At 68.5% G+C, this 15,925-nt stretch carries 14 protein-coding genes; 3 read left to right on the plus strand and 11 right to left on the minus strand.

The genetic code is table 11. The annotated features are described in order from the left end of the window. Positions 1-17 precede the first annotated feature (17 nt). The 6 genes from KF941_RS24780 to KF941_RS24805 all read right to left on the minus strand — a co-directional run bounded on the left by KF941_RS24780 (position 18) and on the right by KF941_RS24805 (position 5,357). A complete protein-coding gene (locus tag KF941_RS24780) occupies positions 18-758 on the minus strand; it encodes an SDR family oxidoreductase (protein ID WP_214274883.1) in 741 nt (246 codons plus the stop codon). Further along, positions 755-1,576, minus strand: coding sequence for a polysaccharide deacetylase (locus KF941_RS24785; RefSeq protein WP_036760779.1), 822 nt, complete (start codon positions 1,574-1,576; stop codon positions 755-757). Before KF941_RS24785 ends, KF941_RS24780 begins: the two co-directional genes overlap by 4 nt. 11 nt (positions 1,577-1,587) lie before the next feature. Beyond that, positions 1,588-2,376, minus strand: a complete 789-nt coding sequence (locus KF941_RS24790) for an ABC transporter permease (protein ID WP_052096316.1) — start codon at positions 2,374-2,376, stop codon at positions 1,588-1,590. Next, positions 2,373-3,224, minus strand: a complete 852-nt coding sequence (locus KF941_RS24795; protein ID WP_214274884.1) for an ABC transporter permease — start codon at positions 3,222-3,224, stop codon at positions 2,373-2,375. The genes KF941_RS24790 and KF941_RS24795 overlap by 4 nt, the downstream gene beginning before the upstream one ends. After that, on the minus strand, positions 3,221-4,282 hold the full coding sequence (locus KF941_RS24800; RefSeq protein ID WP_214274885.1) for an ABC transporter ATP-binding protein: 1,062 nt from the start codon (positions 4,280-4,282) through the stop codon (positions 3,221-3,223). Before KF941_RS24800 ends, KF941_RS24795 begins: the two co-directional genes overlap by 4 nt. A 64-nt stretch (positions 4,283-4,346) precedes the next feature. Next, positions 4,347-5,357: an ABC transporter substrate-binding protein gene (locus KF941_RS24805; protein ID WP_231486648.1), complete on the minus strand. Its 1,011-nt coding sequence runs from the start codon at positions 5,355-5,357 to the stop codon at positions 4,347-4,349. A gap of 176 nt (positions 5,358-5,533) precedes the next feature. On the opposite strand from KF941_RS24805, the gene KF941_RS24810 reads away from it, so the two are divergent. Next, positions 5,534-6,082 (plus strand): MarR family transcriptional regulator, encoded by a 549-nt coding sequence (locus KF941_RS24810; RefSeq protein ID WP_231493207.1) that lies wholly within the window; start codon positions 5,534-5,536, stop codon positions 6,080-6,082. 3 nt (positions 6,083-6,085) lie between these two features. Beyond that, positions 6,086-7,288 carry an alpha-hydroxy acid oxidase gene (locus tag KF941_RS24815; RefSeq protein WP_072461161.1) on the plus strand — a complete coding sequence of 401 codons (1,203 nt, stop codon included), beginning with the start codon at positions 6,086-6,088 and terminating at the stop codon, positions 7,286-7,288. 203 nt (positions 7,289-7,491) lie between these two features. On the opposite strand, the gene KF941_RS24820 is transcribed toward KF941_RS24815, so the two are convergent. The 5 genes from KF941_RS24820 to KF941_RS24840 all read right to left on the minus strand — a co-directional run bounded on the left by KF941_RS24820 (position 7,492) and on the right by KF941_RS24840 (position 14,188). Beyond that, a complete protein-coding gene (locus tag KF941_RS24820; protein ID WP_214274886.1) occupies positions 7,492-9,000 on the minus strand; it encodes a catalase in 1,509 nt (502 codons plus the stop codon). 389 nt (positions 9,001-9,389) lie between these two features. Continuing rightward, positions 9,390-10,316 (minus strand): FAD-binding protein, encoded by a 927-nt coding sequence (locus tag KF941_RS24825; protein WP_214274887.1) that lies wholly within the window; start codon positions 10,314-10,316, stop codon positions 9,390-9,392. Then, positions 10,316-11,074, minus strand: coding sequence for an electron transfer flavoprotein subunit beta/FixA family protein (locus KF941_RS24830; RefSeq protein ID WP_214274888.1), 759 nt, complete (start codon positions 11,072-11,074; stop codon positions 10,316-10,318). Before KF941_RS24830 ends, KF941_RS24825 begins: the two co-directional genes overlap by 1 nt. Positions 11,075-11,109: 35 nt before the next feature. After that, complete coding sequence (locus tag KF941_RS24835; RefSeq protein ID WP_052096011.1) at positions 11,110-13,395, minus strand: 3-hydroxyacyl-CoA dehydrogenase/enoyl-CoA hydratase family protein; 2,286 nt, start codon at positions 13,393-13,395, stop codon at positions 11,110-11,112. A 13-nt stretch (positions 13,396-13,408) separates the two neighbouring features. Further along, the gene (locus KF941_RS24840) at positions 13,409-14,188 is read right to left on the minus strand and encodes an enoyl-CoA hydratase-related protein (protein WP_214274889.1); all 780 of its coding nucleotides are present in this window, start codon (positions 14,186-14,188) and stop codon (positions 13,409-13,411) included. Between the two features lie 280 nt (positions 14,189-14,468). Here KF941_RS24840 and bktB point away from each other — a divergent pair, with 280 nt between their 5' ends. Beyond that, entirely contained in the window at positions 14,469-15,644 is a 1,176-nt protein-coding gene (bktB, locus tag KF941_RS24845) for a beta-ketothiolase BktB (RefSeq protein ID WP_214274890.1), read from the plus strand. Positions 15,645-15,925 lie beyond the last annotated feature (281 nt).

The raw sequence follows: 15,925 nt of genomic DNA on the forward strand, positions 1-15,925 counted from the left end.
TCCCGTCATGGCCGGCCTCAATGAAAGGTGCGGCCGCCATCGACCGCCAGGGCAACGCCGGTGACATAGGAGGATTCGCCGCTCGTCAGCCACAGGATCGCCGCGGCGATCTCGGCCGGATCGGCGATGCGGCGCAGGGCATAGCGGTCGCGCACCGCCTGCAACTGCGCCTCGGCATCGCCCGCCGGGTCGATCGAGCTGCGCAGCAGCGGCGTGTCGACGGCGCCGGGGCAGACCACGTTCACGCGGATGCCGCTGTCCGCCAGCTCCAGCGCCAGCGATTTCGAGAACATCTGCAACCCCGCCTTGGAGGCGGCATAGCCGCTGCGCAGCCGCAAAGGCACCAGACCCGCGCCCGAGGACAGGTGGACGATGGTGCCGCCCCCCGCCTGCCGCAGATGCGGCACCGCAGCCCGGCACAGCTTCATCGCGCCGGTCAGGTTCACGGCGATCAGCCGGTCCCAGGCCTCGTCGGTGATCTGCTCCAGCGCCGCCACCAGATCCAGGCCCGCGCAATTGACCAGCCCGTCCAGCCCGCCCAGCGCCCCGGCCAGCCGCGTCACCGCCGCCCCAAGCGCGGCGCTGTCGGTGATGTCGGCCACCGCGGCCGGCACCTGCAACCCATCCAGCGCCGCCCCGTCGCGGTCGATCACCGCGACGCGGGCGCCCTCGGCCAGGAAGCGCGCGACAGTGGCCCGGCCGATGCCCTGCGCGCCGCCGGCGATCAGGATGCGGCGGCCGGTCAGCGCCCCGCTCATGCCGCAGCGCCCTCCAGGCGCGGGCGCATGTCGGCGACCATCTCGTCGCAGCGGCCCATCCACACGTCGCCCTTGTCCAGCGCGCGCCGGATCAGCTGCTCAAGCACCCACAGGCGCGAGGGCTGGCCGATGATCTGCGGATGCATGCCGACCATCATCATCCGCCGCTCGGCATGCAGCATGTCCAGCTCCAGCGTCCACGCCTCAAGCAGGGCCGAGGGCGCCTGCATGGTCCGGCCCGGCAGCACGATGGAATATTGGAAGAAGGGCGCGTCATCCAGCACCCAGCGGAAGGGCAGTTCGACCAGCCGGGTCCGCTGCCCGTCCACCTCGTGCAGATAGGGCGAATCGTCGTCGAAGAAGTTCGAGGAATAGTCGAAGCCGTGTTCCAGCATCAGCTGCATGGAAATGTCGCTGAGTTCGGCCGCGGGCGAGCGCCAGCCGCGCGGCGCCTGCCCGGTGGCGCGCCTGATCGCCTCGAAGCCGCGCTCCATCTCCTCGCGCTCTTCCTCGTGGCTGAGGTTCAGGATCCAGCGGTGCGAATAGCTGTGGTGGGCGATCTCGTGCCCGCCTTGCAGGATGCGCTCGACCAACTCGGGGCGCTGGTCCACGACCAGGCCGGGGATGAAGAAGGTGCTGCGCAGGCCGTAGCGGCGCAGCAGGTCCAGCACGCGGTCGGTGCCGACCTTCCAGCCATAGGCGCCCTGCGACATCAGGATCGGGCGCCTGGCATAGGCCGGGTCGCGCGCCGTCCACATCGTCTCGGCATCGAGGTCGAAGGTCAGAAACAGCGGAAAGCCCTTGCTGGTCAGATGCATGGCTGGTCCTTTCAGACGAATTTGTGAAAGCCGGTCCAGCGCTCGGCCAGCAGCAGCACGATCACGGTGGCGACGATCAGCAGGGTCGAGATGGCGGCGACGCCCGGATTGACCCCCATCTCGACCGAGCTGAAGATCAGGATGGGCAGCGTGGTCTGCCGGGCGCTGGCCAGGAAGATCGTGACCGGCACGTTCTCCATCGAGGTGACGAAGGCGAACAGCGCCCCGGCGACCAGGCCGGGCTTGATCAGCGGCAGCGTGACCAGCCGGAAGGCGGTGAAGCCGTCCGCGCCCAGCACCCGCGCCGCCTCTTCCACCGAGACGTCAAGGCCCGAGAGGCTGGCCAGCGCCGAGCGCAGGATATAGGGCACGGTGATGACGACATGGGCGACGATCAGCACCAGGAAGCTGCCGCGCAGGCCGACCAGCGTCACATATTGCAGCATGGCCACCCCGATCACCACCGAGGGCACGATCAGCGGCGCCATCAGCAGCGCGGTGATCGCCTCGGATCCGGGGATGGCCTTGCGAAACAGCGCATAGGCCGCCGCGACGCCCAGGGCCAGCGACAGAAGCGTCGAGCTGACCGCCAGGATCAGGCTGTTGCGGATCGCCCGGATATAGACCGGATCGCTCAGCACCTCGGCGAACCATTTCAGCGTCCAGCCCTGCGGCGGGATGGTCAGGTAGGAGGTCTCGCTGAACGAGGTCAGCACGACCACCAGCACCGGCACCTGCAGGAAGGCCACGACCAGCAGCGCGACGATGGAAATGGGCAGGGTGGGTTTCATGTCGCTCATGCCATGCCCGCCCATCTTTTCGTCATGCGGCTGGAGAGCCAGATGATGACCAGCGTCGAGGCCGCCAGCGCAAAGGACAGCGCCGAGCCGCTGGGCCAGTCCAGAAGCTGCATGTATTCGTCATAGATCAGCGTCGCCATCACCTGATAGGTCGGCCCGCCCAGCATCCTTGGCGTGACCAGCGCCGAGATGGTCAGCACGAAGACCAGGATCGAGCCGCCGATGATGCCCGGCGCCGTCAGCGGCAGGGTGACGGACCAGAACACATGCGTCCGGCTGGAGCCCAGCGTCGCGGCCGCCGCCTCGACGTCGCGGGGCACGTTCTGCAGCGCGGCGACCAGCATCAGCACCATGAAGGGCAGGTAGATATGGGTCAGCCCGATCAGCAGGCCGGTCATGTTGAACATCAGCTTCAGCGGCCGCTCGATCAGGCCCAGGTCGATCAGCAGGTTGTTGACCACGCCGCGATTGGTCAGCAGCACGATCCAGCCGAAGGAGCGCACCACCAGGTTCAGCATCAGCGGAAAGATCACCAGAAGCGTCAGCGGCAGCCGCCAGCGCGGATGGCCGCGCACGATCAGATAGGCGACCGGATAGCCGGTCAGCAGGCACAGCACGGTGACGCCCAGCCCCAGCGCCAGCGTGCGCAGCACCACCTCGCGATAATAGCCGTCGGTGGCGATGCGCAGGTAGTTTTCCCAGGTGAAGCTGCCCGCGATCATGCCCTGCCCCGGCTGGTATTCTTGGAAGCTGGTCGGCAGCAGCAGCACCAGCGGCACCACGAAGGACAAAAGCAGCACCAGCAGAAGCGGCGCGATCAGCAGCCATGCACTGCGCTGGCCGGTCATGACGCGGCCCCCTGCGGCAGCACGATGATGTCGCGCGGCCGGATCGCCAGATGCACCGGCTCGCCCGGCGCGAGGCTGGCGGTATCCTCGGCCGAGGGCACCTCGACCACGATCTCGGCGCCATGGGCCAGCCGCACCACCAGCTGCACCTGCGGCCCCGAGAAGGCGCGCAGCGCCACGGTGCCCGCCAGCGCGCCCGGCTCGGGCGTGCGCAGGACGCGGATCGCCTCTTGCCGCAGAAAGACCTCGGCCTCGCTGCCCTCGGGCAGGTCCAGCCGCTCGGGGCGCAGCGCCAGACCGGCGCCAAGCGCGACGGTGCCGGCCTCGATGCGGCCTTGCAGCCGGTTCGGCTTGCCGATGAAGCTGGCGACGAAGGCGTTCGCCGGCCGGTGATAGATCTCTTCGGGCCTGTCCAACTGCTGGATCACGCCGCCATGCATGACGCCGACGCGGTCCGACAGGCTCAGCGCCTCGGCCTGGTCATGGGTGACGAACAGCGTGGTGATGCGCAGTTCCTGCTGCAGCCGCTTCAGCTCGATCTGCATCTCGTCGCGCAGCTTGGCGTCGAGGTTGGACAGCGGCTCGTCGAACAGCAGGATACTGGGCCGCGGCGCGATGGCGCGGGCCATCGAGACGCGCTGCTGCTGGCCACCGGAAAGCTGGCGCGGGAAACGCGCGCCATAGCCGCCCAGCCGGACCATCTCCAGCGCGGCATTCACCCGCTCTTCCAGCGGCTTGCCGGATTCGCCCTTGCGGCGCAGGCCGAAAGCGACGTTCTCGAAGACGGTCATATGCGGAAACAGCGCATAGGACTGGAACACCAGCCCGATGTTGCGCTTGTTGGGCGGCAGGCGCGTCACGTCGCGCTCGCCGATCATGATCCGCCCCTCGGTCGGCTCCAGCAAGCCGGCGACCATGCGCAGGATCGTGGTCTTGCCGCAGCCCGAAGGCCCGAGGAGCGAGACGAACTCGCCCTCGGCGATCTGGAACGAGGCGTTCCTGACCACTTCCGTCTTGCCATAGCGCTTGACGATGTTGCGCAGGGAAAGGTTGCTCATCTCACCTCGTCGGGGCTTTGGATGGGTTGCGGTCGGTCCCGGCAGGAAACCCGCCGGGATCGGCTCAGCGCAGCACTTCGCGCTGCCAGCGGCGGGTCCAGTCGGGCATGACCACGGCCATCTCGGCCGGGTCCAGGAACAGCATCTGCCCGGCCTGCTCGGCACTGGGCAGGATGGTCGCCAGGTCGTCCGACAGCACCACCTTGCTGTTGACCGGGCCGATCACCTGCGCTTCCGAGAAGCATTTCTGCGCCTCGACCGACAGCACGGTGTCGATGAATTTCAGCGCCAGCTCCTGCTGCTGGGCACCCTTGGGGATCGAGATGGTCGGGCGGATGCCCACCGCGCCTTCCTGCGGATAGGCGACGGCCAGCGGCAGCCCGCCCTTGATCGCCACGCCGGCGCGGTCGGGATACCAGACCGCGATGTCGATCTCGCCCCGCTCGAACAGCGAGACCACCTGGTCGGCCTGGGTGTGCAAGAGCACCGCCGATTGCGCCAGCGGCTTGATCTTGGCCAGGCCGGGGCCTGGGTCTTGCAGCGTGCCGCCCTCCATCTGGTTCAGCGCGGCCAGGAATTGCCAGCCCGCGGTGGCCGAGACGTCGCCGATGGTGATCCGGCCTTCGTATTTCGGATCGAACAGGTCGTTCCAAGAACTCGGCGGCGTGGCCACGGTGTCCTTGTTGTAGACGATGGTCGTCGCGCCCAGCATGGCGGCGACATAGGCGTCGCCCTTGCCCCAGGCGCCCTCGATGATGTCGGGTGCATTCGCCAGCGTCGCGCGGTCCAGCGGCACCAGCAGCCCTTCGTTCGCCATCTGCACCGCGAAGGCGTCGTCGGCAAAGACCACGTCCATGTCCGACTGCCCGGCGGTCGCCCTGACCGAGGCCGCGTGCTGCGCCGAACTGGCCGGCTTCAGCAGCACCGAGGCCCCGGTGGCCTGGGTAAAGGGCTGGACATAGCAGGTCTCGACGTTGTCGGCGAAAGAGCCGCCGAAGGCGCCGACGACCAGCTCCTGCGCGGATGCGGCCGCGATCGGGCCAAGCGCGGCAGCCGCCGCGACCGTCGTCGTCAATGCGAATTTTCTGAACACAAGCAAACCTCCCCGCCTGGTTGTTCTGGCCGGTCGCCGCAGGCGCTCGACAGGAACCGACTCTGCCAGTCTGGCATATATCTTTCAGTAAAGATACCAGAAAGCCACTTGAAAGATACAATTCCAATGCCGTCGCGGATGGGGTAATGACGAAGGGCATGCGCATCATTCAGCGGCAAGGGCACAGCTTGGACGAGGAACCGATAAGATACTGGGAAAACGACCGGATCGGCCGCGGCATGCGGCAATGGCGACGCGAGGTGCCGCAGATCGACAGCAGCGGCAAGGCGGTGGTCGGCCGCGTCCTGCACCTGCAAGAGGTCATCATCGACAAGGTGAACCGCAACCTGGCGCGATTCGGCCTGAAGTTCCCGACCTATGCCATCCTGGCCACGATCCGCGTCAGCGGCCCGCCCTATCGCATGACGCCGAGCGAGCTGCTTGCCGCCATCGTCATCTCTTCGGGCGGGCTTTCCAACCTGCTGCGCAAGCTGGAAAAGGACGGGCTGGTGCAGCGCAGCGCCGACAAGCGCGACGGCCGCGGCGTCATCGTCGAGCTGACCGGCAAGGGCATCGCCCTGACCGATGAGAGCATGGCCGCCCATGCCGCGCTGGAGCGCGAGCTGATCGCCGCATTGTCGCCGCAGGACCGCGAGAACATGGCGCGGATGCTGAGCATCCTGATCGCCACCAACAGCGCGGGATAGCGGATGGACCGCACCCGCCACGCCGTCAACATCGACGAGATCGAACAGGCGGCGCGACGCTACCTGCCGGGTTTCCTGTTCGATTTCATCGCCGGCGGCGTCGATGGCGAGGCGGGGCTGGACCGCAACCGGCAGGCATTCGCCCGCCACCGGCTGGTGCCGCGCTATCTGCGCGACGTCTCGCGCCGGTCGCTGGCGACGCGCATCCTGGGCCGCGACTACGCGATGCCCCTGGGCATCTCGCCCACCGGCCCGGCGCAGCTGTTTCGCCGCGATGCCGACCGGATGCTGGCCCGCGCCGCGCGCGAGGCCGACATTCCCTTCATCCTGTCCGGCGCCGCCGGCGCCTCGCTGGAAGAGATCGCCCGGATCGCGCCGGATCACGGCTGGTTCCAGCTTTATCCGGCCCGCGACCGGGCGATCACCCGCGACCAGATCCGCCGCGCCGCCGATGCCGGCACCCCGGCGCTGGTGCTGACCGTCGATACGCCGGTGACGCCCAAGCGCGAACGCCACCTGCGCAACCGCATCTCGGTCCCCTTCCGGCCCGGCCCGGCGCTGTGGCCGCGGCTGGCGAAAGAGGTGCTGCTGCACCCCGAATGGTTCCTGCGCTTCCTGCTGGGCGGCGGGATGGAGACGATGGGCAACTGGGCGCCCTATGCCCCCAAGGGCGCCGGCGCCTCGGACGTGGCGGCCTTCTTCTTCGACCAGGCCTTCGTGCCGGGCGACAGCGGCACGCTGTGCTGGCGCGACCTGGAGACCTGCCGCGCGCTCTGGCCCGGCCCGCTGGTGGTCAAGGGCATCCTGCACCCCGAGGATGCCCGCCGCGCGGCCTCGCTTGGCGCGGATGCGATCCTGGTCTCGAACCACGGCGGCAAGGCGCTGGACGCGGCGCCCGCGGCGCTGGACATGCTGCCGGCGATCCGGCGCGCGGTCGGCCCGGATTATCCGCTGTTCCTGGACAGCGGCGTCCGGCGCGGCTCGGATGTGGTCATCGCTTTGTGCCTGGGCGCGGATTTCGTCTTTGCCGGCCGGCCGACGCTTTACGGCACCGCCGCCGGGGCCGAGGCGGGCGCGCGCAAGGCGCTTGCCATCCTGCAGCAGGAAACCGACCTGGTCATGGCCGGTATCGGCTGCGTCTCGCCGGCGGAACTGGGTGCGGACTGCCTGGCAGGCGGGGCCGGCAATGAAGAGGCGACGTCCTGACCGGACGGTCCCGCCCGTGGTTGTCCGGTGGCAACCCTTCGGACCGCAGGTCGGGCGGGTCGTGAAGACCCCGGAACGCTGGCCCGGCTGAACGCCGCCACCTGGGCCGGTCGCCCCGCAACCCCAGCTGGAGATCGGTGTCGGGGGCACCCCGGCATCGGCAAGGCCCGCCCGCCGTTGCGGCGCGGGCGGGCCCGGTGCGATCAGCCCTCGCCCATGCCCTCGGCCGGCTTGGTGGCGACCCCGCCGCGCACCTTTTGCTCGATGCGCCGGCCGGTTTCGGGGTCGATGCTTTTCCAATAGTCGAAGGCGCGGCTCAGCACCGGCTCGCGCACCCCGCCCAGCAGGCTGCCGGCCACCGTCTCGACCAGGGCGGCACGCTGCGCATCGTCCATGACCTCGCGCACAAGGGTGCCCGGCTGGGTGAAATCGTCGTCGTCAGCACGCAGCGTATAGGCGCTGCGGACCATGGCGCCGTCGGCCTCCCATCCCTCGGGCACCGGGCCTGTCGCATCGGCCCAGGGGCGGCCGGCGCTGTTCGGGGCATAGGTCGGGGCGCTGCCGCTGTGGTGATAGGCCATCTGCCCGTCGAACATGTAGCTGTTCACCGGCACCTTGGGCTGGTTCACCGGCAGCTGGTGGAAATTGGTGCCGATGCGGTTCCTTTGCGCGTCGTTATAGGCGAATGCGCGGCCCAGCAGCATCTTGTCGGGCGACAGGCCGATGCCCGGAACCGTATTGCCGGGCGAGAAGGCCGCCTGCTCGATCTGGGCAAAGAAGTTCTCGGGGTTGCGGTTCAGCACCATCCGGCCGACGCGGACCAGCGGATAATCGGCATGCGACCAGGTCTTGGTCAGGTCGAACGGGTTGATGCGATAGGTCCTGGCGTCCTCATAGGGCATGATCTGCACCGACAGGATCCAGCTGGGATGATCGCCGCGGGCGATGGCGTCGAAAAGGTCGCGGCGGTGGAAATCGGCATCCGCGCCGGCCATGGCCGCGGCCTCGGCATTGGTAAAGAAGGCCATGCCCTGTTCGGTGTGGAAATGGTACTTGACCCAGAACCGCTCGCCCGCCGCATTCACCCACATATAGGTATGCGAGCCATAGCCGTTCATGTTGCGCCAGGTGCGGGGCAGCCCGCGCGCGCCCATCAGATAGGTGACCTGATGCGCGCTTTCGGGATTGTTGGTCCAGAAGTCCCATTGCATGTGGTTGTCGCGCAGGCCGGAATCGGCAAGCCGCTTCTGGCTGCGGATGAAATGGGGAAACTTCATCGGATCGCGCACGAAGAAGATCGGCGTGTTGTTCCCCACCAGGTCGTAGTTGCCCTCGGCCGTATAGAATTTCAGCGAGAAGCCGCGCACGTCGCGCCAGGTATCGGGGCTGCCCATCTCGCCCGCGACGGTAGAGAACCGCGCCAGCATCTCGGTCGTGGCGCCCTTCTGGAACAGCGCCGCGCGGGTATAGGCCGAGACGTCCTCGGTGGTCTCGAACAGGCCGAAGGCGCCGGCGCCCTTGGCATGGGGCTGGCGCTCGGGCACCTTCTCGCGGTTGAAATGCGCCATCTGTTCCAGGAAATGCACGTCATGCAGCAGGATGGGGCCGTCGGCACCGATGGTCAGCGAATTGCGGTCGCTGGGCGCGGGCGCGCCGGCGCCGGTGGTGGATTGCACGGCGTTGATGTTTTCGGGTTTGCCTTGATCTGACATGGGTGCCTCCTGACAGGTCTGGGAAAAAGCCGGGTCGCGGAAGGGGCGGCACCCGAACCGGCACCGCTCGCCCGCAGCTTGCCTGCCAGCCTAGCGGGGCTTGGCGCGGAAGTCTCGCCCCATGGTGGGGGTCGGTGGCATAATCCGCCGGGCACCTGCAGCGCGGGGTTTCCGCGCCGCGCGGGTTTCCAGCGGGCCGCCGGGCCGCCGCCGACGATCACAACGTCGTATTCCATCGACTCGCGTTCAATTTCGGACATGGCTCGGCCTCCCTGGCTGGCTGGTGGCGGTTGCGGGGTGGGGCGGGGGGCTCTGCCCCCCGCGCCCCTGCGGCCCCTCGATGGGGCCGCAGGGACGCTCCCCCCGGAGTATTTGCGGAACTGAGAAGTTCAGAGCTTGCCGGTCAGTTCCGGCACCAGGCCGAACAGGTCGCCCACCAACCCGTAGTCGGCGACCTGGAAGATCGGCGCCTCCTCGTCCTTGTTGATCGCAACGATCACCTTCGAATCCTTCATCCCCGCCAAGTGCTGGATCGCCCCCGAGATGCCCACCGCCACGTAGAGCTCGGGCGCCACCACCTTGCCGGTCTGGCCCACCTGCCAGTCGTTCGGCGCATAGCCCGAGTCGACCGCAGCCCGCGAGGCGCCCACCGCGGCGCCGAGCTTGTCGGCAAGCGCCTCGATGATCGCGAAGCTCTCCTTCGAGCCCAGGCCGCGGCCGCCCGAGACCACCCGCTTGGCCGAGGTCAGCTCGGGGCGGTCGCTCTCGGCAACCTCGTCGGCAACCCAGGCCGACAGGCCGGGATCGGCGGCGGCGGCGGTCTCGGTAATGCTGGCCGAGCCGCCCTCGCCGGCCGCCTCGAAGCTCGCCGTGCGGATGGTGAAGACCTTCCTGGCGTCCTTCGAGCGCACCACCTGGATGGCGTTGCCGGCATAGATCGGGCGCTCGAAGGTCTCGGCGTCGATGATGGCCGAGACGTCCGACAGCACCATCACGTCCAGAAGCGCCGCCACGCGCGGCATGACGTTCTTGGCGTCCGTCGTCGCCGGGGCGGCGATGTGGTCGTAATCGCCGGCAAGGCCCACGATCAGCGCCGCCGTCGGCTCGGCCAGGCGGTGGCCGTAGAGCGCGTCTTCCGCCACCAGCACCTTGACGACGCCGGCGATCTTCGCGGCCTCCTCGGCGGCCGCTTTCGCCGAGGCGCCGGCGCAGAGCACCGTGACATCACCCAGGCCCTTGACCGCGCCCACCGCCTTCGCCGTCGCGTCGCGGTTCAGCACCCCGTTCGTCACCTCTCCAAGCAGCAGAACAGCCATCAGATCACCCCCGCTTCTTTGAGTTTGCCGACCAGCTCGTCCACCGAGCCGACCTTGATGCCGGCCTTGCGGCCCTCGGGCTCGCGCACCGAGACCACCTCGAGCCGCGGCGCGACGTCGACGCCGTAATCGGCTGCGGTCTTTTCCTCCAAGGGCTTCTTCTTCGCCTTCATGATGTTCGGCAGGCTGGCGTAGCGCGGCTCGTTCAGGCGCAGGTCGGCGGTGACCACCGCCGGCAGCGCCACCGCGATGGTCTGCAGCCCGCCGTCGACCTCGCGGGTGACTTTCGCTTTGCCCCCGTCGATCTCGAGCTTCGAGGCGAAGGTCGCCTGCGCCCAGCCCAGCAGCGCCGCCAGCATCTGCCCGGTCGCGTTCATGTCGTTGTCGATCGCCTGCTTGCCGGCGATGACCAGCTCGGTGTCCTCGGCTTCGGCGACCTTGGCGAGGATCTTCGCCACCGCCAAGGGCTCGATGTCCTGCTGCACGTCATCCGTAGCGGTGACGAGAATGGCGCGGTCGGCGCCCATCGCCAAGGCCGTGCGCAGCGTCTCCGCCGCCTGCTTCACGCCGATGCTGACGGCGATGACCTCGGAGGCCTGGCCCTTCTCCTTCAGCCGGATCGCCTCCTCGACCGCGATCTCGTCGAACGGGTTCATCGACATCTTCACATTCGCAAGATCGACGCCAGACCCGTCAGCCTTCACACGGGCCTTCACGTTGTAGTCGATCACGCGCTTCACGGGGACGAGAAGCTTCATGGTTTTTCCCTTCCTTGTTCGCATGCCGTCGCGGATCAGTTCCGCAGCGGCTTGCCGGTCCCGAGCATGTGTTCCATCCGCGCCCGCGTCTCGGGCCGGTCGACCAGCTCGAACAGCACCTGCCGCTCGATCGCCATGTTCTCGGCATCGCTGCGGCTGCCGCCGCCGCCCAGGACGCGGGCCAGGCCCCGCAGCACATGGCGGTCGTAATCCGAACCCTCGCCGGCCAGGTCGGAAAGATCGAGCCCGTCGGGCAGCGTTACCGCCAGTCCCGCGGGCGGAGCATAGCCCTGCCGGGCCATTTCGACCGCCATCCGGTGCGCGCTGGCCAGCAGCAGGTCGCGGTTCATCACCAGCCGGTCCTGCGGCAGCAGGATGCCCGCCGCAAGCGCCTCTTCGGCCGAGCCGGATTGGGATGCCGCAAAGATCGTCGCGGCCGCACGCCGCGCCGCATCGTCGGGAGCCAACCCGGCCTGCAATCCGCGCGCCAGCAGGCAGGTGCAGCCGCCCCAGGCCGGGATCAGGCCGACCAGCACCTCGGGCAGGCCCATATGCACCTCGGCATGGGCGACGATGCAATCGGCGTGCAGCGCCAACTCGCAACCGCCGCCCAGCGCAAAGCCGTGAACCGCCGCGACGACCGGCGCGGGTGCATGGCGCAGGCCCAGGAACAGGCGCTGGCCGCGGTCGATGAAGGCTTCCAGTTCGTCGCGGCGCCCGCCCTCGATCAGCGAGAGGATGAAGCGCAGGTCCGCCCCGGCCGAAAAGGCGCGGGGATCGTCATTGCCGATCACCAGCCCCTGCAGCCGCGCGCCCAGCAGGGGCAGCGTCTCTTCGATCACATCCAGCACCTCGGGGTGCAGGCTGTTCATCTTGGTGTGGACCTGCAACAGGCCGATGCCGCCGCCCGCATCCAGCAGCGAAGCCGAACCGTTGCCCAGGATGGCCCTGCCCTGCGCCCGCAGCCCGGCGGCCGTCAGCGGCACCTCCCGCGCCGCGCCGGCGGCGGGTGCGGCAAGGAAATGCCCGTCGCGATAAAAGCCGCCCTTCTCGGCCGCCTGCGCCAGCAGCGGGGGAACGGGCAGGCCGGCCGAATGCAGATGCGCCGCCACCCGGTCCAGCCCCCACCTGTCGGCCAGCACGAAGGGGCCCTGCCGCCAAGCATATCCCAGCTGCATGCCGGCATCGACATCCGACGGGTCGGCGGCGATTTCGGAGGCGTGATCGGCGGCATAGGCCACCACCTCGCCCAGCACGGCGCGGGCATAGCCGCCATGCCGGCCGGGATCGGCCAGCAGCGCCGCCAGGTCCTTGCCGCCGCCGGGCAGCTTGCCCGGCGCGACGGGCGCGGCGGGACGCCAGTCGCCGGTCGCAAGGTCGCTGGCCTCGAGCCCCGCCTCGGTCTTGCGAAAGAAACCGCCGCCCGACTTGCGGCCGAAGCGGCCCTGCCCGACCAGGGTGCGAAACAGCGGATCGGCCGCGATGTCATAGCGGTGGAAACGGTCCGTCGCCGGCAGTCCATCGACCAGGCTGCGCCAGACCTGCGGCACCAGGTCGAGGCCGATCAGGTCGAAAAGCCCGAAGACGCCGGTGCGGGGGATACCCATCGCCTGGTGGACGGCATCCGCCTGTTCCACGGTCAGGCCGTGTTCGCGCGCCAGCAGCGCGGCGGCGGCCATCCAGAAGCAGCCGATGCGATTGGCCACGAAGCCGGGCGTGTCGCGGCAGTCGATGACGGTCTTGCCCAGCAGTTGCCGGGCCGCCTGCCGCGCGCGCTGCAGCAGCGCCGGATCGGTTTCCGGGGTCGAGACGATCTCGAGCAGCGGCATCAGCCGGGGCGGGTTGAAGAAATGCGTGATCAGGAAGGCGCGGCGGAAGGCGTCGGACATGCCCTCGACCAGTTGCGAATGCAGCAGGGTCGAGGTGTTCGAGGACACGATCGACCCCGGTTTGCGCAGCGCGTCGATGCGCGCGTAAAGGTCGCGCTTGATGTCCAGGCGCTCGACCACCGCCTCGACGATCCAGTCGGCCTCGGCCAGAAGCGGCAGGTCGCGGACGACATTGCCGGTGACGACGCGGCCCGGACCGGCCGGCCCCATGAAGCCCTGGATCCTGACCTGCCGGGCCAGCCCCGCCTGCGCGGGGGCATCCGGCGCGCCACCTTCGGGCCCCGGCATGTCCAGCAATATGACCTTCAGCCCGGCATTGGCGAATTGCGCGGCGATGCCGCCCCCCATCGCCCCGGCGCCGATCACCGCGACGCAGGCGATGTCGCGCGGCAACCCGGCCCAGAACGCCTGGCTGGCCATCATCTTGGTCATGTCTGTTTCCCCCTCAGTTGCCGGTGAACCGGGCCGGCCGTTTCTCGAAAAAGGCAGAAAGCGCCTCGGCGAAATCCGCGGTTGCGGCACAGGTCTTGAAGGCCTGTTTCTCGGCCTCCAGCGTCGCGGCGTAATCTCGCCCGAAACTGTCGCACAGCAGATGCTTGAGCGCGCCCGAGGCACCGAGGGCAAGGCCGGCGAGGCGCGCGGCAAGCCTTGCACCTTCTTCTTGCAGCGCCGCGTCGGGGACGACGCGGTTCACCAGCCCCCAGTCCAGCGCCTGCCCGGCCGGCACGGCGCTGCCTTCCAAGGCGATCCAGGCGGCGCGGCGCAGCCCGACGATGCGGGGCAAGGCCCAGGTGATGCCGCAATCCGCCGGCGCACCGACCCCCAGATAGGCAAAGCTCAGCACCGCCGATTCGGCGGCCAGCGCAAGATCGGCCGCCAGGGCCAGGGACAGGCCCGCCCCCGCGACCGGCCCGTGCAGAAGCGCGACGGTCAGCGCATCCGATTCGGCCAGCCGCGCCAGGGCGCGGTTCATCGGCGCGATGATCGCCTCGGCCTCGGCGGCGCGATCCTCGGCCCGGCGGAAGGCGGCAAGATCACCCCCCGCCATGAAGGCCCGGCCGTTGCCCGAAAGCGTCAGCACCCGCACCCCCGCGTCCAGGGCCTGGGCGACGGCGGCCTCGAAGGCGCGCGCGGTGGCCTGGTCGATGGCATTGAGCGCCTGGGGCCGGTCGAAGACGATGCGCCCCAGCGCGGCGTCGAGATGCAGTCGAAGAGGTTCGGTCATCGCAACTCCTTGCAAAAGCCCGCAATGGCGGCGGGCTGGAAAGCCCCTCCTGCCGCGCCCTGATTGCCATGGCCGGCGCGGCTGGGCAAGATATATATACAAACTTCTCTTATAAAAATACAATTATCGGAGCGATCCTGCAGCAACAGCAGCTTCTGCGCCGCAGCTATATAATATTTTTCATTGATTCTATGTATTCATATGGTAGTTGATACATACACAATTTCTGCCAGCCGGCCCTGCTGCATCGCCGCGGAAGGGTCGCAACAAGGGATCATCCATGAACGACATCGTCATCCTGTCCGGGGTTCGGACCGCCATCGGCGGCTTCGGCGGAGCGCTTTCGGGGCTTGCGCCGCACGCCTTGGGCGTCATCGCCGCCCGCGCCGCCATCGAGCGCGCCGGCATCGAGCCCGCCCGGATCGGCACGACCGTCTTCGGCCATGTCATCAATACCGAGCCGAAGGACATGTACCTGTCCCGCCTTGCCGCCATCGGCGCGGGCGTGCCCGACACCACCCCGGCCCTGAACGTGAACCGGCTTTGCGGCTCGGGTGTGCAGGCGGTGATCTCGGCCACGCTGGCCCTGCGCCATGGCGAGGCGGATTTCGCGCTGGCTGGCGGCGCCGAATGCATGTCGCGGGCGCCCTATGCCGTGCAGGCGGCGCGCTTTGGGCAAAAGATGGGCGATGCGGCGATGGTGGACATGCTGGTCGGCACGCTCAGCTGCCCCTTCGGCACCGGCCATATGGGCATCACCGCCGAGAACGTCGCGGCCGAGCATGGCGTCTCGCGCACCGATCAGGATGCTTTCGCGCTGGAAAGCCAGCAGCGCGCGGCACGGGCCATCGCCGCGGGCCATTTCAGGGACCAGATCGTGCCCGTCGAGCTGCAGAGCCGGCGCGGGGTAGAGCTGTTCGACCGCGACGAACACCCCAAGGAAACCTCGCTGGCCGCGCTGGAGCAGCTGAAGCCGGTGTTCCGCAAGGACGGCTCGGTCACGGCCGGCAATGCCTCGGGCATCAACGACGGCGCGGCGGCCTTGGTCCTGGCCCGCGCGGATGCGGCCGAAAGGCTGGGCCTGACGCCGATCGCGCGCATCCTGGACCATGCGATCGCCGGGGTGCGGCCCGAGGTGATGGGCATCGGCCCGGTCCCGGCGGTCCGGCAATTGCTTGAGCGCACCGGGCTGAAGGCCACCGATTTCGACGTGATCGAATCGAACGAAGCCTTTGCCGCCCAGGCGGTTGCGGTGACGCGGGCGCTGGACCTGGACCCGGCCCGCGTCAATCCCAACGGCGGCGCCATCGCCCTGGGCCATCCGGTCGGCGCGACGGGCAGCATCCTGCTGGTCAAGGCGATCAACGAACTCAAGCGCATCGGCGGGCGCCGCGGCCTGGTGACGATGTGCATCGGCGGCGGACAGGGCATCGCCCTGGCCATCGAGATGAACTGAAGGGTCCGAAACCGGACCCTGGAACTTGATGCAGGCTGCGTGAAAACGCGGCCTGCCTGGTCGTTCCATTTCACTCAACCAATTGAAATAACATCAATAATTCTCATTCGTCCTGCAAATAATCCTTGCCCGTTGAACACATTTTTGTCAGTTTCAGTATGCGCAATATGAATATTTGTATGCGTAACTGAGCAGATTCGACAAAGGACCGCCGCCCGCAATCCGGGCGTGACCGTTCCAGCGGATCGACGACACCGCCATGTCCAGGCAAGGACGGTTTG

This window comes from Paracoccus sp. pheM1, assembly GCF_018499825.1.
Lineage (GTDB): Bacteria > Pseudomonadota > Alphaproteobacteria > Rhodobacterales > Rhodobacteraceae > Paracoccus > Paracoccus versutus.